This is a genomic window from Rhodococcus opacus B4 (assembly GCF_000010805.1).
Classification (GTDB): Bacteria; Actinomycetota; Actinomycetes; order Mycobacteriales; family Mycobacteriaceae; genus Rhodococcus_F; species Rhodococcus_F opacus_C.
The window spans coordinates 2,282,344-2,304,248 of the sequence record NC_012522.1 but is presented as its reverse complement, the minus strand read 5'-3'; the positions used below and the strand labels follow the sequence as shown (position 1 = coordinate 2,304,248).

Genomic DNA, 21,905 nt, shown 5'->3' with positions numbered 1-21,905 from the left:
GCCCGTGCGCCTTTTTGGTACCTGCCACAACCAAAAAGGCGCACGGGCGGCGGAGGCGCCTACCGGGCCAGCGCGCGACCTGCGGCCCGGCCGGAGAAGATGCAACCGCCGAGGAAGGTGCCCTCGAGTGCGCTGTACCCGTGGACGCCGCCGCCGCCGAATCCGGCGACCTCACCGGCGGCGTAGAGACCCTCGAACGGGGTGCCGTCGGGCCGGATCACCTGCGAGTCGAGGTTGGTTTCGAGGCCGCCGAGGGTCTTGCGGGTGAGCAGGTGCAGCCGGACCGCGATGAGGGGCCCGTTCTTGGGGTCCAGCAGTTCGTGGGGGCTCACGACGCGGGTGATCTTGTCGGCCAGCAGGTTCCGGGCGTTGCGGATCGCCATGATCTGGAAGTCCTTGGTGTAGCTGTTCTTCACCTCCCGGTCGCGGGCCACGATTTCGCGTTCGAGGTCCTCGTATTTCAGTGGTGCGTCGGGCGTGAGGGCGTTCATGCCGTCGACGAGGTCGCGGAGATTGTCGCGGACGACGAAGTCGGCGCCGTGCTGTTTGAACGCCTCGACGGGCCCGGGGGCGCCCTTCCTGAGTCGTTCGGCGAGCAGTTTGAAATCGCGGCCGGTGATGTCGGGGTTCTGCTCGGAACCCGACAGCGCGAACTCCTTCTCGATGATCTTCTGGTCGAGGACGAACCACGTGTGGTGGTGGCCGCTGTTCATGATGTGGTCGAGGGTGCCCATGGTGTCGAACCCGGGGAAGTTGGGGCTGGGGAGCCGTTTTCCGTTGCCGTCGAACCACATCGACGACGGGCCGGGGATGATGCGGATGCCGTGGTTGGGCCAGATCGGGTCCCAGTTCTGGATGCCCTCGGTGTAGTGCCACATGCGGTCGCGGTTCACGATGTTGCCGCCGGCGTTCTCGGTGATCTCGAGCATGCGGCCGTCGACGTGCGCGGGGACCCCGGCGAGCATGTTCTCGGGGGCCTTGCCGAGGCGGGCGGGCCAGTTCTTCTTGACGAGTTCGGGGTTGCCGCCGATGCCGCCGGACGTGACGACCACCGCCTGCGCGGAGAATTCGAACTCCCCGACCGCGGTGCGCGAACTCTTCACGCCGCGTGCCTCGGTGGACGGTTCGAGGACGGTGCCGCGCACACCGGTGGCGGCGCCGTCGGTGACGACGATCTCGTCGACCTGGTGACGGTGTTTGAACGTGACGAGTCCCCGCTTCGACGCGGCGATCACGCGGGTGAGGAAGACCTCGACCACGCCCGGGCCGGTACCCCAGGTGATGTGGAAGCGTGGAACTGAATTACCTTGTCCGAGAGCGGATCCGCGTCCACGTTCGGCCCACCCGACGTTCGGCATCAGACGCAGTCCGAGGTCGTGGAGGTACTGCCGCTTCTCGCCGGCCGCGAATTCGACGTATGCCTGCGCCCACAGTCGCGGCCACTGGTCTTCGCGGGCGCGGTCGAAGGCGGCGGTGCCCATCCAGTCCTGGATCGCCAGTTCGTACGAGTCCTTGATGCCGAGGCGCCGCTGTTCGGGGCTGTCGACGAGGAACAGTCCGCCGAGCGACCAGAAGGCCTGCCCGCCGAGGTTCGCCGAGCTCTCCTGGTCGACGACGAGGACCTTGCGGCCCGCCTTGACCATCTCGTACGTGGCGACGAGTCCGGCCAGTCCGGCGCCGACGACGATCACATCAGCCTGTTCGGTCACGAGGACCCCTCTTTCCGGTGTGTGTGGGTGTGGGTGGTGTCGGGTTCGGTGTAGGCGGTCACGACGCGGGTGAACAGTTCGACGCGCAGTTCCCGGGCGGCCGCGTCCTCGTCTTCGATGAGGCACTGGACGCTGGTGCCGTCGTGCAGGGCCACGAGCGCGCGGCCGAGCACCCGGGGATCGCCGATGATGCGGCGCCCGAGTCGGTGGAGGGCTGTCTCGAGGATCGGCACGATGGTGTCGAGAATGGTGTCCTCGCGGGCCGCGAGGGACTTCTTCAGCGACGGGTTGCGCAGGGCGTGGGCGGTGAATTCCGCGTTGATCCGATACCACTGGTCGTCGACGGGGACGACTGCGAGCACTAGTTCGGTACCGGCACGCAGCTTTTCGGCAGGTGTGAGCCCGGTGAGGTCGATGCTCGACGAGTCGGCGGCCAGCCGGATATGCGCGAGCATCGCGCTGGATCTCTGTTCCCACATGGCGAAGAACATCTCGTCCAGCGACGCGAAGTTGGAGTAGAAGGCGCCGCGCGTGTAGCCGCCGCGTTCGCAGATCTGCTCGACCGTCGACCGTCCGAAACCGTTTTCGGCGAACACCTCGACGGCGGCGTCGAGCAGTCGCCGCCGAGTCTGGCCGCGTCGTTTCGTCACCCTCCGGGGTGCGCCGGTGACAGGCTCGGAGGGGCGGGCCGGTGACGTCGGCATGGCCTCTCCTCCGATCGGGTCGACAGCAACGGTCGATACATTAGCGTATCGGATACACCGGTGTATCGAACTCGGCTGAGGCATCCCGTTCGGCCAGGTTCGTGGTCCTTACAGGTAGAGGTCCTGCTTCCGGATCAGGGCGGTCGCCACCACGCTGACGACCGAGGTCGCGACGAGGTACCCGCAGGCCAGCCAGGGGGTGCCGCCCCCGGCGGCGATCAGAGCGGTGAGGATCATCGGCGTGATTCCCGAAGCGTAGATTCCGGAGAACTGGTACACGACGGACAGTCCGGTGTAGCGGATCTCGGTGGGGTACAGGCTCGCGTACAGCGTGCCCTGCGCACCGTAGAAGAGGGCGTGGACGACGCCGAACACGAGCACCATTGCGACGCCGAACAGGACGAGATTCTCCGTACCGAACAGGGCGAACGCGGGGAAGACCGCGAGTCCGTAAGCCCCGATCCCGATGAGGTAGATCCGTTTGGCCCCGTACCGGTCGACGAGCAGGCCGGAGAACGGCAGGAGTACCGCCATGACCGTCGCGGCGACGGTGACGACGAGGAGAACCGGAATCTTCGCGAACTCCAGATCCTTGGTGGCATACGTGATCGCGAAGACGCCCCACGTGTTGAACGCGGCGCCCTCACCCCACCGGGAGAGCAGGCCGAGGATGCTGCCCCGGCGCACTCGGCCGCGGAACACGTCCTTCAGTGGGGCGGTGGAGCGCTTTTCGAGGTCGTGCACCTCCTGGAACGCCGGAGTCTCCTCGACCTTCAATCGGACCACGAACCCGACGAACACGAGAATCAGGCTCAGCAGGAACGCGATTCGCCAGCCGTACGTGAGGAACTGGGCGTCGTCGAAGATGACCTGCAGCGCGGCGAAGACGCCGGTGCCCAGCGCCAGCCCCAGTGCCAGACCGATCTGGGGGATGCTGCCGAAGATGCCGCGCCTCTTCGCGGGACTGTGTTCGACGGCGAGGAGCACGGCCCCCGCCCATTCACCGCCCAGCGCGAAACCCTGCAGGATGCGCAGCAGGAGCAGCAGCACCGGCGCGATCACCCCGACCTGCGCGGCGGTCGGCAGCACCCCCATCAGGGCGGTGGCGATGCCCATGATGAACATGGTGAGCGCGAGCGTCTTCTTGCGTCCGATGCGGTCGCCGATGTGACCGAAGACGACTCCGCCGATCGGCCGGACCACGAAACCGACCGCGAACGTGGCGAACGCCAGCATGGTGCCGACGAACGAACTCTGGTCGGGGAAGAACAGCTGGTTGAAGACCAGGCTGGCGGCCGTGGCGTAGAGGAAGAAGTCGTACCACTCCACCGTGGTGCCCAGGAGGCTGGCGGCGACGACCGTGCGGAGCCGCTTGCGCCGCTCGAGGTCGGATTCGGGTGAGGACTTGGACGGGGCGTCGGACAGCGTAGTCATAGCGGCGCGACGCTAACGCCGTTCGCGGCGGCGCCGCACCACTCCGAATCACGGTGATCGAAACCCTCGCGGCCGGGCTTCGTCATTGATGAACTGGCCTGCGCTGCCCGTCTGTCGTCGACAAGAGGATCGCGCGTGACTCTTCATTTCCACTGGTTCCTTCCCACCTACGGTGATTCCCGCAACCTGATGGCAGGCGGTCACGGGAGTTCCATGGCGGGGGACCGGCCGGCGACGCTGCGGTACCTCAACCAGATCGGCGCGGCGGCGGAGTCGAGCGGGTTCGAATCGGTCCTGACGCCCACCGGTGCGTGGTGCGAGGACGCCTGGCTCACCACGGCCATGATGCTGGAGACCACCGAGACGCTGAAGTTCCTGGTCGCGCTGCGGCCCGGCCTGCTCAGCCCCACCCTGGCGGCGCAGATGGCGGCGACGTTCCAATGGCAGTCGCAGGGACGGCTCCTGCTGAACGTCGTGACCGGCGGTGAGGACCACGAACAGCGCACCTACGGCGACTACCTCGACAAGAACGAGCGCTATGCCCGCTGCGGCGAATTCCTCGACGTCATCCGACAGCTGTGGGCGGGAACCGGACCGGTCGACTACGCGGGCGAATACATCCGCGTGGAAAACGCCCAGTTGCAGCGCATCCCGGACCCGGTGCCGCCGATCTTCTTCGGCGGGTCGTCGCCGGCGGCGGGCACCGTGGCGTCCCAGTTCGCCGACACCTACCTCACGTGGGGCGAGCCGCCCAGCGCCGTCGCCGGGAAGGTCGCCTGGATCCGCGACCTCGCAGACGTCCAGGGCCGCACCCTCGACTACGGCATCCGGCTCCACGTGATCAGCCGCGACACGTCCGAGGAGGCGTGGGCCGAGGCCGATCGCCTGCTGTCCGCCCTCGACCCGGCGACGGTCGAGCAGGCGCAGCAGGCCCTGGCCCGGTCCGGTTCGGAAGGCCAGCGCCGCATGCTCGAACTGCACGGCGGGGGTAGCGCGTATTCGAAGGAGGCCGGGGCGCGCGCCCTCGAGGTGGCCCCCAATCTGTGGTCCGGGGTGGGACTGGTCCGCGGCGGTGCGGGCACCGCGCTGGTCGGCTCCCACGAGGAGGTCGCCGACCGCGTCGCCGAGTACGCGGCGCTCGGACTCGACCACTTCGTCCTCTCCGGCTACCCGCACCTCGAAGAGGCGTACAACTTCGGCGAAGGTGTGCGGCCGATCCTCGAACGCCGCGGGCTGGTGCAATCGCGTACCCACCGTCCCGGGGATCTGTCGGGGTCGACGGCGTTCCTGTCCTCGAGTCGGTAGCCGCTGCCAGACTGGGGGCATGGCGACGGTCGGGCGAGTCCCCGAGGAACTACTCCCACACCTGCGCCGTGCCCGCGACCTCGCCGACCGGAACTACGCCTCGCCGCTGGATCTGTCGGAACTCGCGGCGACTGCGGGGGTGTCGAAGTTTCACTTCCTCCGGTGCTTCGCGACTGTCTACGGCCGGACTCCGGGTGTGTATCTCGCGGAGCGGCGCGTAGAGCGCGCCCAGGACCTGCTGAGGGCGACGAACCTGACGGTCACCGAGATCTGCCACCTCGTCGGGTACACCAGCCTCGGGTCGTTCAGTGCCAAATTCCGTCAGCTGGTCGGCACGTCGCCGTCGGTGTATCAGGCGAAGTTCGCGGAGCACGGGGCGCCGCGTGTCCCCGGTTGCTACGTGTTCATGCACGGGCTGAGCGACCGCCGGTAGATGCCGCAATTTCGGAGAAGCGCCGGCGACCGCGCCGGGAATAGGTTGGTCGCATGATCACCAACGTTTCTCTCGTCACCCTGTGGGTCACCGACCAGGACGACGCGAAGAAGTTCTACATCGACACGCTGGGTTTCGTCGAGGGCACCGACGTCACGATGGGTGACGGATTCAGGTGGGTGACGATCCTGCACCCCGACCACCCGGAGCTAGAGGTCACGCTGATGCGGCCGGGGCCGCCGCTGGACGCCGACATGGCGGAGGCGATCCGCCGGTCGCTCGCGAGCGGGACGATGGGCGGATTCGGGCTGACCACCACCGACTGTCACGAGACGTACCGGGACCTGGTTGCCAAGGGCGTCGAATTCACGCAGCCGCCGGCCGAACGGCCGTACGGCATCGAGGCGGTGATGCGCGACAACTCCGGCAACTGGCTGGTGCTGGTGGAGAAGCGGGAGTACACGGGGGAAGATTTCGCTCACTGAGCCACACCCTGTGTCAGCGCGCCCGGTGGCGTCGTACGGCGTCCCGGTTCGCGCACTTGGGCGAGCAGTACCGCTGGCGGCCGTTGCGTGAGGTGTCGGCGTAGATGGCGGTGCATTCCTCGAGTGCGCAGCGGCCGAGCCGGTGCATGCCGCGGCCGACGAGGTGCAGTGCGGTGCCGACGGAGAACAGCGCCTCGAGCACGCCGGCGAGCGACTGCTGGTCGTCGCGGTAGTGGAGGTGCCAGCCGTCGCCGGCGTGGTTGGTCAGTCGCGGGTAGGCGGACGCCTTGGTGAGCAGGAGGTTCACCTGTTCGGCCCGGGATTCGTCGCTCGTGGCGTCGGCAATCGCCGTCCATCGGTCGAGCATGTCGAGGACGTCGGCGAGGTCGTCGTCGGTGACGGGGAAGTCGACGACGATGCCGGCGTCGACGCATCGGCCGACGAGTTCGGCGGTCGAACCCGGCGGGTGATTGGCGAGGTCGGCGGCGAGCGTGACCGCATACTCCCCGTAAGGGTTGAGATGCACAATGCCATTACATCACGCTGGGTGCATGAGCGAACATCACGAACACGACTGGCAGGAAGTATCCCGGCATCGGACGAGCACGGGCGTGGTCACCTACCTCGGCTGTGGGTGCGGTCGGTGGCGGTTGTCGCTGGTCGAGGCGTCGATAGGGGAATCTAGCCATATCTACGTCCGATCGCAGATCTGAATAGATTTGTATACGGACCGCCGGTTTCCGGGTCGGGGGTCTGGCATTTTCGGCACGAGACGCACATAATCACCACGTGAGCCAAGTTACTGTTACTCCGAGTTCACTCATTCTTGCCCAGTCGGGCGGAGAGGGTGGCGGTGCGGCATTCGACCAGATCATCGGAATCACGGTGGCGACGGCGATCATCACCGTGGGCCTACTGTGGATCGCATACCTGCATCGCACACGCAAGATCACGTGGCTGCAGACGATCGCCGACGCGGCGTCGCGCGCACTCGACCGTCCACCGTGGGTGGCCCTGCCCCTGGTGACCTTCGTCGGGACCATCCTGACGGCGTTCTTCGGCTTCATCTGGGACGTCAGCCTGCACATCGGGCGCGGCCGCGACGACGGTCCGCTCGCGAACCCCGCGCACTATTTCATCCTCGTCGGACTGTTCCTGCTGTTCATCACCGGAATGCTGGCGATGATCCTGCCGCGCGACGAGAAACCCGGTCCGGCGGCGATCAAGATCACCCGGACGTGGTACGTCCCGGTCGGCGGCATCCTCGTGGCCGGAGCGGGTCTGTACGCCCTCATCGGGTTCCCGCTCGACGACGTCTGGCACCGCATCTTCGGTCAGGACGTCACGCTGTGGGGGCCGACGCACCTGATGCTGATCGGCGGTGCGGGACTGTCGCTGATCGGCGTGCTGCTCCTGGATTACGAGGGCCGGATGGCGATGCCCGGCGAGGTGAAGCCGGACAGCAGGCTCATCTGGTTCCTGCGGTGCGGCACGTTCGGCGGCCTGCTCATCGGCCTGTCCGTCTTCCAGATCGAATACGACTTCGGCGTCGAACAATTCCGCCTCGTTCTGCAACCGATGATGATCGCCGGAGCGGCCGCGTTCACCCTGGTGGCGGCGCGCATCGTTCTCGGACCGTTCGCGGCGATAGTCGCCGTGGCGGTGGCAGGTGTCGTGCGCGCGATCACGGCGCTGGTCGTCGGTCCGGTTCTCGGTGCCCCCACCAACGTGTTCGAGCTGTGCCTCGGCGCCGCGGTGCTGATCGAACTGCTCGCCCTGACACCGCTGATCAAGAATCGGGTGGCCTTCGGTGCCGTCGGCGGACTCCTCGTCGCGACGGTCGGGCTGTGGCTCGAGTCGCTGTGGATCGATGCCGTGTACATCTACCCCTGGCCCACCAGCATGTGGCCGGAGGCGCTGGCGATGGCCGTGCCGGTGGGCATCGCGGCCGGTGCCTGCGGAGCCCTGCTCGGGCGGGTGCTCCGATCCGAGGGACTTCCGAGCCCCGCGATCAGCCGCACCATCGTCGTCGCCACCGTCGTGGTGATCGCCGGCGCCACGGCCAACGGCCTCGTCGCCACGGTCCCGGACAACGCCACCGCGACGATCGCACTCATGGAGGCCGCCCCGGACGGCGGCCGCATGGTCGACGCCGAGGTGCACATCGACCCACCCGGCCTCGCCGGTGAGAACCCCGAATGGGTGTCCATCCTGTCCTGGCAGGGTGGCCCCGGACTGGGCAACGGTTTCACGGTCGACCGGCTCGAACGCACGGGGCCCGGCACCTACCGGACGCACGAACCGGTCCCGGTTCACGGAACGTGGAAGACGTTGCTGCGCGTGCAGGACGGGCGCACGATGACGGCCGTCCCGATCTACCTGCCCAGCGATCCGGGCATCGGCGCCGAGGAACTTCCGGCCGTCGCGTCCTCGACCCGAGACTTCGTCCCGGAGATCACCATCCTGCAGCGGGAGCGGAATTTCGATCACCCGTCCTGGCTGTTCGGCGCCGCATCGCTGGTGGTGCTCGTGTGCACCCTGGCGTTGATCACCGCCCTGGCGTGGGGAGCGGGCCGGATCAGCAAGTACACGCAGGGGCGGGCGGCCGCCGGCACCCGCGAGGACGTGACGGTGACATGAACCCGGTGCACGATCCGGACGTCGTGTACCTCGCCGATCATTCGGTGCTGCTGGCGATTCCGGCGTTCGTCCCCGCGTTCCTGGTGGCCGGACTGGTCATCTACCTGGCGGTCCGGGACCGCAAGGCGGAAGCCGCCGAGAATGCCGAGAACGCGCAACACGGCCCGAGTGAGAAAGACGAGGAGAACTAGGTGATCAGGCGGTTGGCCGGACTTGTCGTGGTACCCGCTGTCGTCGCCGCCCTGGTGTCGGGCTGCGGAGGCGAAGACGACACCCCGGCGACGGAGGACGGCGTCGTGATCGACGTCGTGATCGAGAACGGCACGGTCACACCCGGCAACGAGCGCATCGAGGCCACGGTGGGGGAGACCGTCACAGTGCGGATCGACAGCGACGCCGACGACGAGTTGCACGTGCACGCCGTTCCGGAGCACTCGTTCGAGATTCACCCCGGAACACAGGAAACCCAGTTCTCCGTTGACGTTCCGGGTCAGGTGGCAGTGGAGTTGCACGACACGGGTAAGACGGTGGCCACCCTGCTCGTGCGGCCGTGACCGCTGTTCTCGCGCACGGCCTCGGAGGATCCACCGACCTTCCCATCCCGTTCACGTATGCGCTGATCGGGGCGAGTTGGGCGCTCACCGTCTCCTTCGTGGTACTGGCGTTCGCGTGGCGCACCCCGAAGCTTGATCCGGACAACCCGGGGCGCAGGCTCCCCGACTGGGTGACGCGGTTCGCCGACGCGCCGCCCACGCGAAACGTGCTGGCCGCGGTCGGTGTGGTCTTCGCGGTCTGGGTTGCTCTCGCCGCGTTCTCCGGACCCTCGGCATCGTCGGAGAACGCACTGCCGGGCGTGTTCTACGTGCTGCTCTGGGTCGGGCTGGTCGCGGCGTCGCTGGTGTTCGGGCCGGTCTGGCGGGTACTGTCCCCGGTCCGTACCGTGCACCGGTCGGTGTGCGCTGCGATCGGCCGCTCGCCGACGGAAAATGATGCGCGGTACCGCAACTCGTGGGGCTACTGGCCCGCGGTCGCGGGACTGTTCGCCTTCGTCTGGCTGGAACTGGCCTCCGGCGACCCGGGTTCCGTGGCCGCGGTCCGCACGTGGCTGCTCGGGTACGTCGTGGTCACGACCGCGGGGGCGTTCGTGTGCGGCGAGCGCTGGTGCGAGCGGGGCGATCCGTTCGAGGTGTACAGCACGCTGGCGTCGCGGCTGTCTCCGCTGAGCCGGGACCGGCCGAGCGGACGGATCGTGCTGCGCAACCCGCTGGACCACCTGGGGTCGATGCCCGTCCGCGCCGGCTCGGTCGCGTTGATGGCAACCCTGCTGGGGTCCACGGCCTTCGACAGTTTCTCCGCGTTCCCCTGGTGGTCTCGGGTGGTGGACGGGATCGGATCCCCGATCGGGGCCACCCTCGCGCGCACGGCCGGACTCCTGGTCTTCGTCGGCTTCGTCGGGGTGTCGTTCTGGTTGGCCTCGCGAGCCGCCGGGGGACTGCGGCCCGAGCAGCGCGCCGCTCTCCCGGGGCAGCTGTCGCATTCGCTGATCCCCATCATCATCGGCTACGTCTTCGCGCACTATCTGACGTATCTGGTGGAGAAGGGGCAGGCGACGGTGATCCTGCTGGCCGACCCGATGGGGCGGGGATGGAATCCGCTGGGGCTCGGCGACGCCGAGGTCTGGTACGTACTGTCCGAGCACCCGGCCGCCGCGGCGTCGATCAAGGTGCTGTTCGTCCTCGCCGGACATGTACTGGGAGTGATTGCAGCACATGACAAATCCGTGCGGATCCTGCCGCGGGGCCATCAGCTGACCGGGCAGCTGGCACTGCTGCTCACCATGGTCACGTACACGTTCGGTGGGCTGTACCTGCTGTTCGGTGGCTGACGGCCCCGGTATGCGTCAGCGTGCGAGGACGACTGCCGCCTCGGCGGTGAGCGAGGCGAACGTGAACGTCTCCTCGAGGTAGAGCGTGACGTCGTCGGCGGTGTGGCTGTCGTAGCCGATCGACAGATCCGTGCCGAGGGTCAGTTGGTTGTCGCCACCACGCGTCGACAGCACGTACCCGCCGCTGATGGCGGGTGCCCAGATGATGTCGCCGGTGATCAGATCGCGCAGGTGGTGGAACACCGGATGGCCTTCGTCGCGGGTTTCGCTGACCGCGGTGTACGCGTCGGCGTCCAGGACCACCGAATACGGTCCCTCGACTCCGGCGAGTCGCAGCGCCGACAACGCGGAGGCGACGGCGTCGGGGATCAGCAGCGGGTCCTCCGGCAAACTGAGAACCGGGTTGTCGCTGGACGGTCCGAGACCGCGGATGCCCGCCTCGTCGAAACCCTGGAAGATCGACTGGTCCTCCGCGAATGCGACGGCCTTGGCGGCGTCCTTGACGGGCTGCCAGTCGGAGTCGAGGGAACCGCGGGCGACGTCGTCGACCTCGGCGCGGCTCAGGGTGAACGGGAACCGGAGTTCGACGAGCGGATCGACCTGCCGCTGCTGGGCGCGGATCCTGCTGTCGGAAGCCTTGATCGGGTTGACCCGGCCGAGGTTGTGGGCCGAGTACGAGTATCCGAACGGTCCCGCCACGTCGACGACACGTCGACCCGCGACGTGGCGCTTGAACGTGCGGGTGGCCTCTTCACCGATCTGCTGCCACGCCGCCTCCGTGACCGGCGCCAGATTGCGGTGCAGATTGCTCGAATCACTCATTGCGATACTCCTTTGAGACCACCGATTTTCAGGGACAATTCATACGGGCTCGCCCCGGCCGGGGCCGGGTCTTCGGGCGCCGGCTCCGCGGCGGCAGGCGCGTCGCCCAGCGATTCGAGCACGTCCCGGCTCGGCACGAAGAACAACGTGCCGGTGGCCGCGGTCGAGAAGTCGAGGATGCGGTCGTAATTCCCGGGCGGCTCGCCGAGAAACATTCTCCGCAACATCAACTCGGTGACCGCGGGATCCTTGGCGTACCCGATGAAGTAGGTGCCGTACTCGGCCTCGCCGAGACTGCCGAATGCCATGTTGTCGCGCAGGATCTCGTGCTCGACGCCGTCTTCGTCGACGATGCTGTTGAGGGTGACGTGCGAATTGCTCGGCTGGGCGGCGTCGTCGAGTTCGATGTTGTCGAGCTTGGTGCGCCCGATGACTCGTTCCTGCTCCTCGGTGCTCAGCGTGCCCCACCCGCCCATGTCGTGCAGGTACTTCTGCACGATCACGTAACTGCCGCCGCGGAAGTCGGGGTCCTCGTCGCCGATCAGTGCGGCGTCCGACGCGTCGTCTTCGGTGGGATTCTCGGTGCCGTCGACGAATCCGAGGAGGTCGCGGGAATCGAAGTAGCGGAAGCCGTGGACCTCGTCGACGACGGTGGCGGCGGATCCCAGCGCGGAGACGATCTGGCGGCCCAGTTCGAAGCACAGGTCCTTGCGGGCGGCCTTGATGTGGAACAGGACGTCACCGGGTGTGGAGGGCGCGCTGTGGGCCGGTCCGGACAGCGGGACGAACGGGTGCAGGTGCGCCGGCCTCGACGATGCGCTCACGCGGTCCCAGAACTCCGCACCGACACCGACCACGCAGGACAGGGAGCCGGTGAGTTCGCGGAATCCCACGGCCTTGAGCGGTCCGTCGATGCCCGAGATCACCTCGCACACCGTCGCGCGGTCTTCGTCGGAGGGGCCGGCGACGAGCACCAGGAACAGGGAGGCGGGGCTGGGCGGAGTGAGGACCGCTTGGGGTGCCAATCTCGCGACTGGGCCTGGCATCTGTGTCTCCGTTCACCTCGACGTACGACGCTGCACTGTCCGGAACCTCAGGTCCCATCTAACCGTTTCGGACCGCCAGGTTCCATTCGATCGGCCCGCGTGCCGCCGCGGAGCGCCGAATGTGTCGGTGGACGCTCCTATCGTCGGGGTCATGTCATTGTCTGTGTCCGAGCGCGAACAGTTCCTGTCCGAGCCGCACATCGCGGCGCTGTCGGTTTCCGCTGGTGAGAGCCGCGGACCTCTGACGGTCCCGATCTGGTATCAATACGCCCCGGGAGGTGATCTGTGGGTACTGACCGGCGCCGGTTCGGAGAAGGCGCGCCTGATCGAGGCGGCCGGGCGATTCACGATGATGGTCGAACGGGTCGACCCCACCGTCCGGTACGTCTCCGTCGAGGGCGCGGTGACGCGGACGGTCCCGGGAACCGACGCCCAGTTACGGGAGATCACCGAGCGTTACCTCGCGCCGGAGAAGGTCGACGCGTACCTCGACTTCGCCAGGGCCGAACTCGGCGAGCAGGTCGCCATCTACCTCCGCCCCGAGCGCTGGCTGTCGGCGGACATGGGTTCCGTCTGACAGCGGGACCGGCCCCGTCGACCCGTAGGAGAGTAAGCGGTATCTGACAGGGTCCGATCCGTATAGGTCGAGGATATAGCTGTGAACTGTGAAAACGGGAATACTGCCGTCACGTTGAGAAAGCGTTTACAAATCCGGTGACGTGCGTCATAGTAGTCGGGTTCCGGCAGTTCCCCTTCACAGTCAGGAGTTCTCGATGGGCATGACCGAACTCGGCACCGAGCGGTCGACCGCGGTGCCGCACGGGTCGGCGGGGCAGCAACGCCGCCGGGTGATCAAGGCGAGCGCGGCGGGAACCGTGATCGAGTGGTACGACTTCACGCTCTACGGTCTCGCGGCCGCCCTCGTCTTCGGGCCCCTCTACTTCCCCGGGGCGGGATCCCTCGCCGGCACGATGGCCGCCTTCGGGACGTTCGCCGTCGGCCTCGGCGCCCGCCCGATCGGCGGGCTGGTCTTCGCGCACTTCGGCGACCGGCTCGGCCGCAAACCGATGCTCCTGATGACCCTGCTCGTGATGGGCGCCTCGACGACGCTGATCGGGGCTCTGCCCACCGCGGACTCGATCGGCATCTGGGCGCCGATTCTGCTGATCGTCCTCCGCCTGTTCCAGGGTGCAGGCGCGGGCGCGGAGTTCGCCGGGGCGATCACGATGGTCACCGAATCCACCGACAGTTCCCGGCGGGCTCTCTCCAGTGCCTACCCGGGGGCCGCGATCTACGTCGGAACCGGCGGTGCCACCGCGATCTTCGCGTTGCTCACGCTGATGCCCGACGACCTCTTCCTGTCCTGGGGGTGGCGCATTCCGTTCCTGGCCAGCGCCGTCATCGTTCTCGTTGCCGGCTACCTGCGGCTGAAGGTGAACGAGACGGCGGTGTTCGAGGAGGCCGCCCAGCACGGTGAGGTCGACCGTGCACCCCTGGTCGACGCGGTCCGCAACCACTGGCGGCAGATCCTGTGCGGACTCGCGCTGTTCAGCTTCGTGATTCCGTGGGCCTACGTCATGCAGGTCTTCGCGCTGTCGTTCGTGACCAAGACCCTCGGGGTCGATTCCACCCAGGCCCTGATCGGGTTGATCGTCGCCGAGTTCTGCGCCATCCCCGTCATCATCGGCTTCGGCCGGCTGGCCGACCGGATCGGCCGCAAGCCGGTCCTGTTGTCCGGTGCGATCTTCGGCATCGTCTTCCCGTTCCCGATGTTCATGATGCTGGACACCCGGTCGCCGTGGATGGTCGGGCTGGCACTGATCCTCGGCATCTGCCTCGTCCAGGGCACGACGTCCGGACCGGGCGGCGCGCTGCTCTCCGAACTGTTCCCCACCAAGATCCGGTGGAGCGGCATCGCGATCTCCCGGGAGATCCCGGCCGCGGTGGTCGGCGGCACCATCCCGCTGGTCGCCACCGCCCTCGTCGCGGTTGCCGGCGGAACGCCCTGGCTGGTCGCGAGCTATCTCATGGGGCTGAGCGTGGTCGGTCTGATCGGCATCGCCCTGCTCCCCGAGACTCTCGGGCGGAGCGTGGGTGCACGCACCCCCGTCGAGGCGGCATCGTGACCCGTCGTGTCGTGGTGGTCGGCGCCGGTCTCGCGAGCGCCGCGCACCTCACGGCCCTGCGGGCGGTCGGCGCCGACGTGGTCGGTGTGGTGACCCGCGACGAGAAGCGGGCGGCCGCCGCCCACAGGCTGGCGCCGCAGGCGCGGATCCTCCCGGGTCTCGACGCGGCAGCGGCCCTGGATGCCGACACGGCGGTGGTGGTCACGCCGCCGTCGAGTCACCTCACGGTCGCGTCGGCGCTGGCCGAACGTGGCCTGGACCTGGTGATCGACAAACCGCTGGCGGCCTCGTTGCCCGATGCGCAGGCGATCGTGGAGATGGCGGAGCGAACCGGTGTGCGGGCCGCGGTCACGCTGCAACACCGCTACAAGGAGGCGGCGCGCCGCGCCCGGCAACTTCTCGCGGACGGCGCGATCGGCACCCTCCGATCGGCGACCGTCACCGCCGCGCTGTGGCGGCCGGACTCCTACTACGGCGAAGCCGGGCGCGGCACCTGGGACCGCGACGGCGGCGGAGTGCTGATCACCCAGGCCATCCACACCCTCGACCTCTACCTGTCGCTGACCGGACCGGCGCGCAGGGTCGTGGCCGCGGCCTCCACCAGCCGTGGGCGACTCGAGGCCGAGGACACGATCCACCTGCTGATCGACCAGGGTTCACATGCGGCGTCGGTGACGGCGAGCACGGCGGCCTGGCCGGGCGGCGCCGAGACGATCCACCTCTTCGGCGACGCGGGACAGCTTCGGCTGGTGGGTGATTCGCTCATCCGGATCGGCGACGGCGAACACATGCTCGTCGGCGGGTCCGTCGACGCGTCCGGACCGGACCCGCTGTCGATGACGGCGTGGTTCCGGTCGCTGTACGAGGACGTCTTCACCAGCTGGGCCGCGGGCACGGCGCCCCTGTGCGACGCCGGGTCCGGATTGCCCGTGCAGTCGGTGATCGACGCCGCCTACCGGTCCGCCACGGCCGGCACGATGCCGGAAATCGTCTCCGAGGAAAGGGAAAACGCATGTCAGTCTTGAGTATCCGGGTCGACGGTCCGAACGAGTATCGCCTCGACCACTGTGACGTACCGGCCCCCGGTGCGGGGGAGGTGCTCGTCGCTCTCGACTCGGCCGGGATCTGCGGCGGCGACCTGTCGCATCTGCGGGGCCGGAACGCCGTTGCCGCGTACCCCACGGTGCTGGGCCACGAATGCGCCGGACGCGTGTCGCGAGTGGGCCCGGGCACGAGTCTCACGGTCGGGCAGCCGGTGATGGTCTACCCGACCACGGGGTGCGGCCGATGCCGCGCCTGCCGCGACGGCAGGATCAACAACTGCCCGAGTATCCGGGTGTTCGGGTTGTCCGATCCGCGCGGGTGTTTCAGTGAGGAGTTCGTCATTCCCGAGACGCAGTGCGTGCCCGTCAGCGACGCGGTGCTGGACCGTTTCGGGGCGCTCGTCGAACCGCTCGCCGTCGGGGTGCACGTGGTCCGCCGCGGCGGCGTGTCGGCGGGGGACACCGCACTGGTCGTCGGGACCGGTGCGATCGGTCTCGCGACCACGCTGGTGGCGCGGAGCCGGGGCGTCCGGGTGTTCGGCGTCGACCTCTACCCCGAACGGGAGCGGCCCGCCGTCGCGTGCGGGATGAGCGGCTTCACGACCGAATCGGCGGACGCGCTCGAGGGCTGGCTCCGGGACCGGACGGAATCGGTCGACCTGGTCTACGACACGGTGTGCTCCCCGGAATCCTCCCGGCTGGCGCTGCGGGTCCTCGCGCCGGGCGGCCGCTACGTGGCGATCGCGTCCGCGAAACCCGGGCACGAACTGACCCTCGACTACAGCGCGCTCTACGCCCGCGAACTGTCCGTCGTGGCCTGCCGGAACTATGTGCGGCAGGACTTCGCCGACGCAGCCGGACTGCTCGAGTCGGGGAGCGTGGACGCGTCGCCGCTGCACACCGCGACGTTTCCGCTGGACGAGTTCGGCCGCGCGGTCGAGGAGCTCGAATCGAACGGCAACAGGCACGTCAAGGTGCTGCTGACGTCGCGGAAACTGCTCGGAACGCGTCCGTTGTTGCACGGAGAGTGAGTGTCCGCGTGATCCGGGCCTGCCTTCGCGCTACGCTGTAAGCGTTTCCACCCTTCACGGGGTGGACGGTGGCAATGGCGACGAGAGATGCAGAGGCAGCGATGGCTGATCAGACCCGAGTGCCCGCAAGTCGTCGCGTCACGATAAACACCGTAGCGAAGGCCGCCGGCGTCTCGATCGCCACCGTCTCCCGCGTCATGAGCGGCAGCACGTCGGTGACCCCGGACCTCGCGGCACGAGTCCTCGAGGTTGCCGACGAGCTGTCCTACCGGCCCAGTACTGCCGCCCGCGGACTCGTCCTCGGGTCGCTGCGAAACATGGGCGTGATCCTGCCCGACCTGGCGAACGCGTACTTCTTCGACGTCGTCAAGCAGATGCACCACGGGGCCACCGCCGACGGATATCGCATGCTCGTCGCCGACTACTCCGGTGACGCGGCCGACGAACTCGCCACCGCGCTCGACCTGCTCGGCCAGGTCGACGGCCTCGTGCTGCTCTCGTCGAGGATTCCGACGAGCGGACTGAAGGAACTCGCCAGGCAGGCGACTCCGGTCCTGCTCGTCAACCGGGTGGAGCTGGGGGTCGATCTCCCCATGGTCGCGGTCGACAACTTCACGCCGATGATGGAGCTGTGCGGGCACCTCGCGAAGCTCGGCCACCGCCGGATCGTCTACGTCAAGGGCTCGGATCTGGCCTGGCAGAACCGTGAGCGGTGGCGGGCCATCGAAATGGCGAAGGTGCTCGGGATCGAGGCGACCGCGGTGCCGTCGGACGGAACCATCGAGGGTGGCTACGACGTGGTGGAAGAGGCGCTCACACACGAGCCGACCGCCCTCGTCTGCTTCAACGACCTGACGGCGCTCGGCGTCATCTCCAAACTGCGGGAGCGGGGACTCCGTGTCCCCGAGGACATTTCGGTCACCGGATTCGACGACATCGACATGGCACGGCACCTGGCGCCGCGCCTGACCACGGTGGTGAGCCCGAAGATCGACCTGGGCGACCAGGCGTGGTCGCTGATGCGCGCCGCCCTGAACAACGAGACCACCACGTCTCCGCCGCTGATCTCCGCGGAGGTCGTCATTCGCGAGTCGACGGGGCCCGCGCCGGGCTGAGCCGGCTTTCCGCACGCCACCGTTCATCCTTGCCGCCCCGACGCAGAGTACTGCGTCGGGGCGGTGTCGCATGCCGACGCAACAGTCGTCGGCGAATCATGCCCGTCCGGTAATCGGAGCGATCTCGGAAAGTTTCTGTAATCGCTTTCTTGATGTTGCTCAGCTCACAATATAGTGTGGCAATAACCGAGGTACATGGCATTCATGGACCGATTGGCCGAATGTAAGCATTTACAGGAGCGGATATGACACATCCCGGACCGGGTGCCGCGGCGAGGCGCTGGACACCGACCACCGCGACACGAGCCGTGAGCGGCATTGCGCCAGGATCGACGATCGCCCTCACCGGTTCGGGCGGCGGAATCCTCGAAGCGGACACCGTGCTGAAGGCGCTGGAGGAGTGCTTTCTCGCGACCGGATCGCCGAGGGGCCTCACGATCGTCCACGCTCTCGGCATCGGTGACCGGGTGCGCCGCGGCACCAACCACCTCGCACACAAGGGCATGGTCACGCGGGTCATCGGCGGGCACTGGACGTGGTCGCCGGCGATGATCGAACTCGTCCGCAACGACGAGATCGAGGCGTACGCCTGGCCCGGCGGCGCGATCAGCCAGCTGCTGCGGGAGATCGGCGCGCGCCGGCCCGGACTCGTCACGGCCACCGGCCTCGACACGTTCGTCGACCCGCGCCACGGCGGGGGCAAGTTCACGCCTTCCGCCACCGAGGACCTCGTCGAGGTCCTCACGCTGGACGGCCGTGAGTACCTGCGCTACAAGCCGTTTCCCGTCGACGTGGCCATCGTCCGCGGCGATTCCGTCGACCCGTCCGGCAACGTCACGTGCTCAGGGGAGGCCGCCCAGCTCGACGCCCTGGCCGTCGCCCAGGCGGCGAAGGCCTGCGGCGGCCGGGTCATCGTCCAGGTGAAGAATCTGCTGGACCGGCCGATCGATCCGCGGCTCGTGCACATCCCGGCGGTCCTGGTGGACGACATCGTCCATGCGCCGGACCAATGGCAGACGTACGCAGGCGAATTCGATCCGGAACTCTCCGGCGACGCGGCGAACTCCGGGCTCGGCGCCACGAATCACGACCCGATCCGCATGCTGATCGCCCGGCGGGCCGCCGCCGAGGTCCGGGACGGCGACGTCCTGAACGTCGGCTTCGGGGTGTCCGCCCTCGTCGTCGACGCGCTCGCCGAACAGGACCGCCTGGACGACGTCACGCTCGCCATCGAGCAGGGACTGATCGACGGCATCCCCGTCTCGGGCGACCTGTTCGGGGCCGCACGGGGACCGAAGGTCGTGCACTCGTCGACCACCCAGTTCGACCTGTTCTCGGGCGGAATGCTCGACGTCAGCTGCCTGGGCATGGCCGAGGTCGACTTCACGGGGGCCGTCAACGTCAGCAAGATCGGCGGCGGAATCGTCGGACCGGGCGGGTTCATCGACATCTCCCAGAACTCGCCGCGCGCCGTCTTCTGCGGAACCTTCACCGCTCGCGGACTGGACGTCGAGATCGTCGGGGGAGAACTGGTGATCCGGCGGGAAGGGTCGGTGCCGAAGTTCGTCGACCGCGTCGATCAGGTCACCTACTCCGGCGCTCTCGCGGTCCGTGAGGGGCGCGAGGCGGTGTACGTCACCGAACGCGCCGTCTTCGTGCTCACCGGGGACGGCCTCGAACTCGTCGAGATCGCTCCCGGTATCGATATCGATCGGGACATTCTGCCGCACATGGGATTCCGTCCGATCATCAAGAACCCACGGCTGATGGACGCGGGGCTGTTCGCCCCCGTCGCCGTACACATCTGAGGAGAGAACCACATGCCAACCGGAAACAGTGTCATTCCGTCGTCCGTGCTCGGCGCCGACGAACGCAAGCTCGTCGCGGAGTTCGTCGACGAACGGATCCGGCCGGTCGCCACCGAACTGGACGAAACCGAACGATTCCCCGAAGAGATCTACCGCGAGATGGGCAAGATCGGGCTCTTCGGCATCACCGTGCCCGAGAAGTTCGGCGGATTCGGCGGCACCGCCCTCGACTACCTGTTCGTCATGGAGTCGCTGTCCTACGGGTACGCGTCGGTGGCCGACCAGTGCGGACTCGTCGAGATCCTCGGCAGCCTGCTCGGCAATTACGGCACACCCGAGCAGCAGGAGCAGTACCTGCGGCCGATGCTCTCCGCCGAGAAGCGCTGCGCCTACGCGCTCACCGAGCCGGGTTCCGGATCCGACCTCGGGTCGATCACCACGCGCGCGGTGCGCAGCGGCGACGGCTGGGTGCTCAGCGGCGAGAAGATCTACATCCACAATGCCCCCGTCGCGGACTTCGCTGTCGTCCTCGCCGTCACCGATCCCGAACTGGGGAAGCGCGGGGGCATCTCGGTGTTCCTGGTCGACGTCGACCAGCCCGGCGTCAGCCGGGCCTACCACGAACACAAGATGGGGCAGCGGGCCTCCCAGGTCGGCGGACTGGTGTTCGACTCGGTCCGGCTGCCGTCCGACGCCCTCCTCGGCGAGGAAGGCAAGGCGTTCGGCTACATGATGAAGGTGCTGGCCAAGGGCCGTCTCGGGATCTCGGGACTGAGTCTCGGCATCAGTCGCGCCGCACTGGACGCCGCAACCCGGCAGTCGCTCGACCGCAGCCAGTTCGGCAAGCCGATCTCCGCCAACCAGGGCATCTCGTTCTCCCTCGCCACGGTCGCCACCGAACTGCGGGCCGGCACCGCACTGTCGGTCGAGGCGGCGCGGGCCCTCGACACGGGAGCAGCGGACGCCGAGACGCTCTGCTCGATGGCGAAGCTGTACGCGTCCGAGGGATGCGTGCGCCACGCCGACGCGGCCGTCCAGGTGTTCGGCGGCAACGGCTTCATCCGCGGGTACGAGGTGGAACGCCTCTACCGCGACGCCCGCATCACGAAAATCTACGAAGGCACCAGCGAAATGCAGCGGCTCATCATCAGCCGGGCAGTGCTGAAGGGCGCCGCCGGCACAGGCTCGGTCGAACGATGACACCGACGCGACGATCGGTCAGGGCGGCGGCCCGGGCCGTCGGCGTAGCCGTTGCGGTCTCCGTGATGGCGAGTTCCGCCGTCGCCTGCTCGGCGGGATCGGAACGGGTCGAGCGGGACGGGGCCGCCGTCGACCGGGGCGAGATGGTGATGGTCTCCGAGGTCCGGTCGCTGACCAACCCGTACGAGGCCGCATGGGTGCAGGGCAGCCGCGCGTACGCCGAATCGCTGGGGATCGAACTGAAGGTGATCGTCTACGGCGGCGACTCGCAGAACGCGCTGTCGCAACTGCAGTCGGTGCTCGCCGCGGGAAAGACCGTCCTGCTCAACATCAACCCCAACACGAGCGCCGACACCCCCGCGATCGTGCGTGCCGTGCAGAACAGCGGCGGATGCGCGGTCACCCAGTGGAGCAAGCCCGCGGACCTGCATCCCTGGGACGTCGGGAACGGGTGGGCGTCCTACGTCTCCTACGACGGCGTGCAGCAGGGAGCCGACACGGGCAAGGCCCTCGTCGATTCGCTCGGCGGCACCGGCGGCGTGATCGCGCTGCAGGGATTGCTCGCCAACGACATCAGCCAGACCCGGTTCCAGGGCTTCCAGCAGGCGATGGCCGGACAGTCCGGCGTCACCCTGCTCGATGACCAGCCCGCCGACTTCGACCGCAACAAGGCGTACACCACCACGCAGACCCTGCTCAACAAATACGGCGATCAGGTGAACGGCATCTGGGCCGCAACGGATTCGATGGCACTCGGCGCTCTACAGGCGGTGCGTGAGGCGGGCCGCGCGGGGGAGATCAAGATCGCCAGCGCCGCGGACGCCACCCCGGAAGGACTGGGCGCCATCGCCGACGGCGAACTGCTCTCCACGTATACGACCGACCCCTATTTCAACGGCGCGATGGGACTCGCCATCTGCTACCAGGCCATGACCGGCGCAATCGACGTCGAGTCGCTGCCCCGCGAGAACCGCGAATTCTACGTCGACCAGTCGCTGATCACCGCGAGCAACGTCGACCGGTTCCGCACCGTGCCGAGTGACGAGGAGATCGTGCGATCCGTCCAGGATCCCTTCTCCCGCATCACCGGCCCCGTCGCCCGGTAACCCCCCGCATACC

General features: G+C 68.0%; 20 protein-coding genes and 1 pseudogene. 15 read left to right on the top strand and 6 right to left on the bottom strand.

Going from position 1 to position 21,905, the window contains the following annotated elements; all coding sequences use genetic code 11:
- Positions 1-59 precede the first annotated feature (59 nt).
- The 3 genes from ROP_RS10680 to ROP_RS10670 form a co-directional block, all read right to left on the bottom strand.
- Positions 60-1,709: an FAD-binding dehydrogenase gene (locus ROP_RS10680; RefSeq protein WP_012689349.1), complete on the bottom strand. Its 1,650-nt coding sequence runs from the start codon at positions 1,707-1,709 to the stop codon at positions 60-62.
- On the bottom strand, positions 1,706-2,413 hold the full coding sequence (locus ROP_RS10675; protein ID WP_043824558.1) for a TetR/AcrR family transcriptional regulator: 708 nt from the start codon (positions 2,411-2,413) through the stop codon (positions 1,706-1,708). The genes ROP_RS10680 and ROP_RS10675 overlap by 4 nt, the downstream gene beginning before the upstream one ends.
- Before the next feature lie 108 nt (positions 2,414-2,521).
- On the bottom strand, positions 2,522-3,847 hold the full coding sequence (locus ROP_RS10670; RefSeq protein WP_012689347.1) for an MFS transporter: 1,326 nt from the start codon (positions 3,845-3,847) through the stop codon (positions 2,522-2,524).
- Between the two features lie 135 nt (positions 3,848-3,982).
- On the opposite strand from ROP_RS10670, the gene ROP_RS10665 reads away from it, so the two are divergent.
- The 3 genes and pseudogenes from ROP_RS10665 (at position 3,983) to ROP_RS10655 (ending at position 6,070) form a co-directional block, all read left to right on the top strand.
- Complete coding sequence (locus ROP_RS10665) at positions 3,983-5,152, top strand: LLM class flavin-dependent oxidoreductase (protein ID WP_012689346.1); 1,170 nt, start codon at positions 3,983-3,985, stop codon at positions 5,150-5,152.
- A gap of 19 nt (positions 5,153-5,171) precedes the next feature.
- Positions 5,172-5,629, top strand: a pseudogene (locus tag ROP_RS10660) (helix-turn-helix domain-containing protein).
- Between the two features lie 9 nt (positions 5,630-5,638).
- Positions 5,639-6,070: a VOC family protein gene (locus ROP_RS10655; RefSeq protein WP_012689344.1), complete on the top strand. Its 432-nt coding sequence runs from the start codon at positions 5,639-5,641 to the stop codon at positions 6,068-6,070.
- A gap of 13 nt (positions 6,071-6,083) precedes the next feature.
- Here ROP_RS10655 and ROP_RS10650 read toward each other — a convergent pair whose 3' ends face one another.
- On the bottom strand, positions 6,084-6,596 hold the full coding sequence (locus tag ROP_RS10650; protein ID WP_012689343.1) for a CGNR zinc finger domain-containing protein: 513 nt from the start codon (positions 6,594-6,596) through the stop codon (positions 6,084-6,086).
- Positions 6,597-6,859: 263 nt separating this feature from the next.
- Between ROP_RS10650 and ROP_RS10645 the strand changes: the two genes are divergently transcribed.
- Genes ROP_RS10645 through ROP_RS10630 form a run of 4 tightly spaced genes read left to right on the top strand, consistent with a single transcriptional unit; the run spans position 6,860 to position 10,595 of the window.
- Positions 6,860-8,710: a hypothetical protein gene (locus ROP_RS10645; RefSeq protein WP_012689342.1), complete on the top strand. Its 1,851-nt coding sequence runs from the start codon at positions 6,860-6,862 to the stop codon at positions 8,708-8,710.
- Positions 8,707-8,901, top strand: coding sequence for a hypothetical protein (locus ROP_RS10640; protein ID WP_043824555.1), 195 nt, complete (start codon positions 8,707-8,709; stop codon positions 8,899-8,901). The genes ROP_RS10645 and ROP_RS10640 overlap by 4 nt, the downstream gene beginning before the upstream one ends.
- On the top strand, positions 8,902-9,264 hold the full coding sequence (locus ROP_RS10635; RefSeq protein WP_012689340.1) for a hypothetical protein: 363 nt from the start codon (positions 8,902-8,904) through the stop codon (positions 9,262-9,264).
- On the top strand, positions 9,261-10,595 hold the full coding sequence (locus ROP_RS10630; RefSeq protein WP_012689339.1) for a hypothetical protein: 1,335 nt from the start codon (positions 9,261-9,263) through the stop codon (positions 10,593-10,595). Before ROP_RS10635 ends, ROP_RS10630 begins: the two co-directional genes overlap by 4 nt.
- A gap of 15 nt (positions 10,596-10,610) precedes the next feature.
- On the opposite strand, the gene ROP_RS10625 is transcribed toward ROP_RS10630, so the two are convergent.
- Complete coding sequence (locus ROP_RS10625) at positions 10,611-11,417, bottom strand: family 1 encapsulin nanocompartment shell protein (RefSeq protein ID WP_012689338.1); 807 nt, start codon at positions 11,415-11,417, stop codon at positions 10,611-10,613.
- Positions 11,414-12,463, bottom strand: a complete 1,050-nt coding sequence (locus ROP_RS10620) for a Dyp-type peroxidase (protein ID WP_012689337.1) — start codon at positions 12,461-12,463, stop codon at positions 11,414-11,416. Before ROP_RS10620 ends, ROP_RS10625 begins: the two co-directional genes overlap by 4 nt.
- A 151-nt stretch (positions 12,464-12,614) precedes the next feature.
- On the opposite strand from ROP_RS10620, the gene ROP_RS10615 reads away from it, so the two are divergent.
- From ROP_RS10615 to ROP_RS10580, 8 genes are all read left to right on the top strand, one after another.
- Positions 12,615-13,040 carry a pyridoxamine 5'-phosphate oxidase family protein gene (locus tag ROP_RS10615; RefSeq protein ID WP_043826430.1) on the top strand — a complete coding sequence of 142 codons (426 nt, stop codon included), beginning with the start codon at positions 12,615-12,617 and terminating at the stop codon, positions 13,038-13,040.
- Positions 13,041-13,236: 196 nt separating this feature from the next.
- Positions 13,237-14,589 (top strand): MFS transporter, encoded by a 1,353-nt coding sequence (locus ROP_RS10610; RefSeq protein WP_012689335.1) that lies wholly within the window; start codon positions 13,237-13,239, stop codon positions 14,587-14,589.
- On the top strand, positions 14,586-15,614 hold the full coding sequence (locus tag ROP_RS10605; protein WP_012689334.1) for a Gfo/Idh/MocA family protein: 1,029 nt from the start codon (positions 14,586-14,588) through the stop codon (positions 15,612-15,614). The genes ROP_RS10610 and ROP_RS10605 overlap by 4 nt, the downstream gene beginning before the upstream one ends.
- A complete protein-coding gene (locus ROP_RS10600; protein ID WP_012689333.1) occupies positions 15,611-16,663 on the top strand; it encodes a zinc-binding alcohol dehydrogenase family protein in 1,053 nt (350 codons plus the stop codon). The genes ROP_RS10605 and ROP_RS10600 overlap by 4 nt, the downstream gene beginning before the upstream one ends.
- A 101-nt stretch (positions 16,664-16,764) precedes the next feature.
- Positions 16,765-17,778, top strand: coding sequence for a LacI family DNA-binding transcriptional regulator (locus ROP_RS10595; RefSeq protein WP_043824552.1), 1,014 nt, complete (start codon positions 16,765-16,767; stop codon positions 17,776-17,778).
- A 245-nt stretch (positions 17,779-18,023) separates the two neighbouring features.
- Positions 18,024-19,586, top strand: coding sequence for an acyl CoA:acetate/3-ketoacid CoA transferase (locus tag ROP_RS10590; RefSeq protein WP_012689331.1), 1,563 nt, complete (start codon positions 18,024-18,026; stop codon positions 19,584-19,586).
- Between the two features lie 12 nt (positions 19,587-19,598).
- Positions 19,599-20,786: an acyl-CoA dehydrogenase family protein gene (locus tag ROP_RS10585; RefSeq protein ID WP_012689330.1), complete on the top strand. Its 1,188-nt coding sequence runs from the start codon at positions 19,599-19,601 to the stop codon at positions 20,784-20,786.
- A gap of 65 nt (positions 20,787-20,851) precedes the next feature.
- Positions 20,852-21,892 (top strand): sugar ABC transporter substrate-binding protein, encoded by a 1,041-nt coding sequence (locus ROP_RS10580; RefSeq protein ID WP_043826428.1) that lies wholly within the window; start codon positions 20,852-20,854, stop codon positions 21,890-21,892.
- Positions 21,893-21,905 lie beyond the last annotated feature (13 nt).

What these genes read in the sequence shown, in the direction of transcription:
- ROP_RS10670 (WP_012689347.1), bottom strand. Translation starts at nt 3,847, where the DNA reads ATGACTACGCTGTCCGACGCCCCGTCCAAGTCCTCACCCGAATCCGAC.
- ROP_RS10615 (WP_043826430.1), top strand. Translation starts at nt 12,615, where the DNA reads ATGTCATTGTCTGTGTCCGAGCGCGAACAGTTCCTGTCCGAGCCGCAC.
- ROP_RS10640 (WP_043824555.1), top strand. Translation starts at nt 8,707, where the DNA reads ATGAACCCGGTGCACGATCCGGACGTCGTGTACCTCGCCGATCATTCG.
- ROP_RS10620 (WP_012689337.1), bottom strand. Translation starts at nt 12,463, where the DNA reads ATGCCAGGCCCAGTCGCGAGATTGGCACCCCAAGCGGTCCTCACTCCG.
- ROP_RS10590 (WP_012689331.1), top strand. Translation starts at nt 18,024, where the DNA reads ATGACACATCCCGGACCGGGTGCCGCGGCGAGGCGCTGGACACCGACC.
- ROP_RS10580 (WP_043826428.1), top strand. Translation starts at nt 20,852, where the DNA reads ATGGCGAGTTCCGCCGTCGCCTGCTCGGCGGGATCGGAACGGGTCGAG.
- ROP_RS10610 (WP_012689335.1), top strand. Translation starts at nt 13,237, where the DNA reads ATGGGCATGACCGAACTCGGCACCGAGCGGTCGACCGCGGTGCCGCAC.
- ROP_RS10585 (WP_012689330.1), top strand. Translation starts at nt 19,599, where the DNA reads ATGCCAACCGGAAACAGTGTCATTCCGTCGTCCGTGCTCGGCGCCGAC.
- ROP_RS10625 (WP_012689338.1), bottom strand. Translation starts at nt 11,417, where the DNA reads ATGAGTGATTCGAGCAATCTGCACCGCAATCTGGCGCCGGTCACGGAG.
- ROP_RS10655 (WP_012689344.1), top strand. Translation starts at nt 5,639, where the DNA reads ATGATCACCAACGTTTCTCTCGTCACCCTGTGGGTCACCGACCAGGAC.
- ROP_RS10675 (WP_043824558.1), bottom strand. Translation starts at nt 2,413, where the DNA reads ATGCCGACGTCACCGGCCCGCCCCTCCGAGCCTGTCACCGGCGCACCC.
- ROP_RS10595 (WP_043824552.1), top strand. Translation starts at nt 16,765, where the DNA reads ATGGCTGATCAGACCCGAGTGCCCGCAAGTCGTCGCGTCACGATAAAC.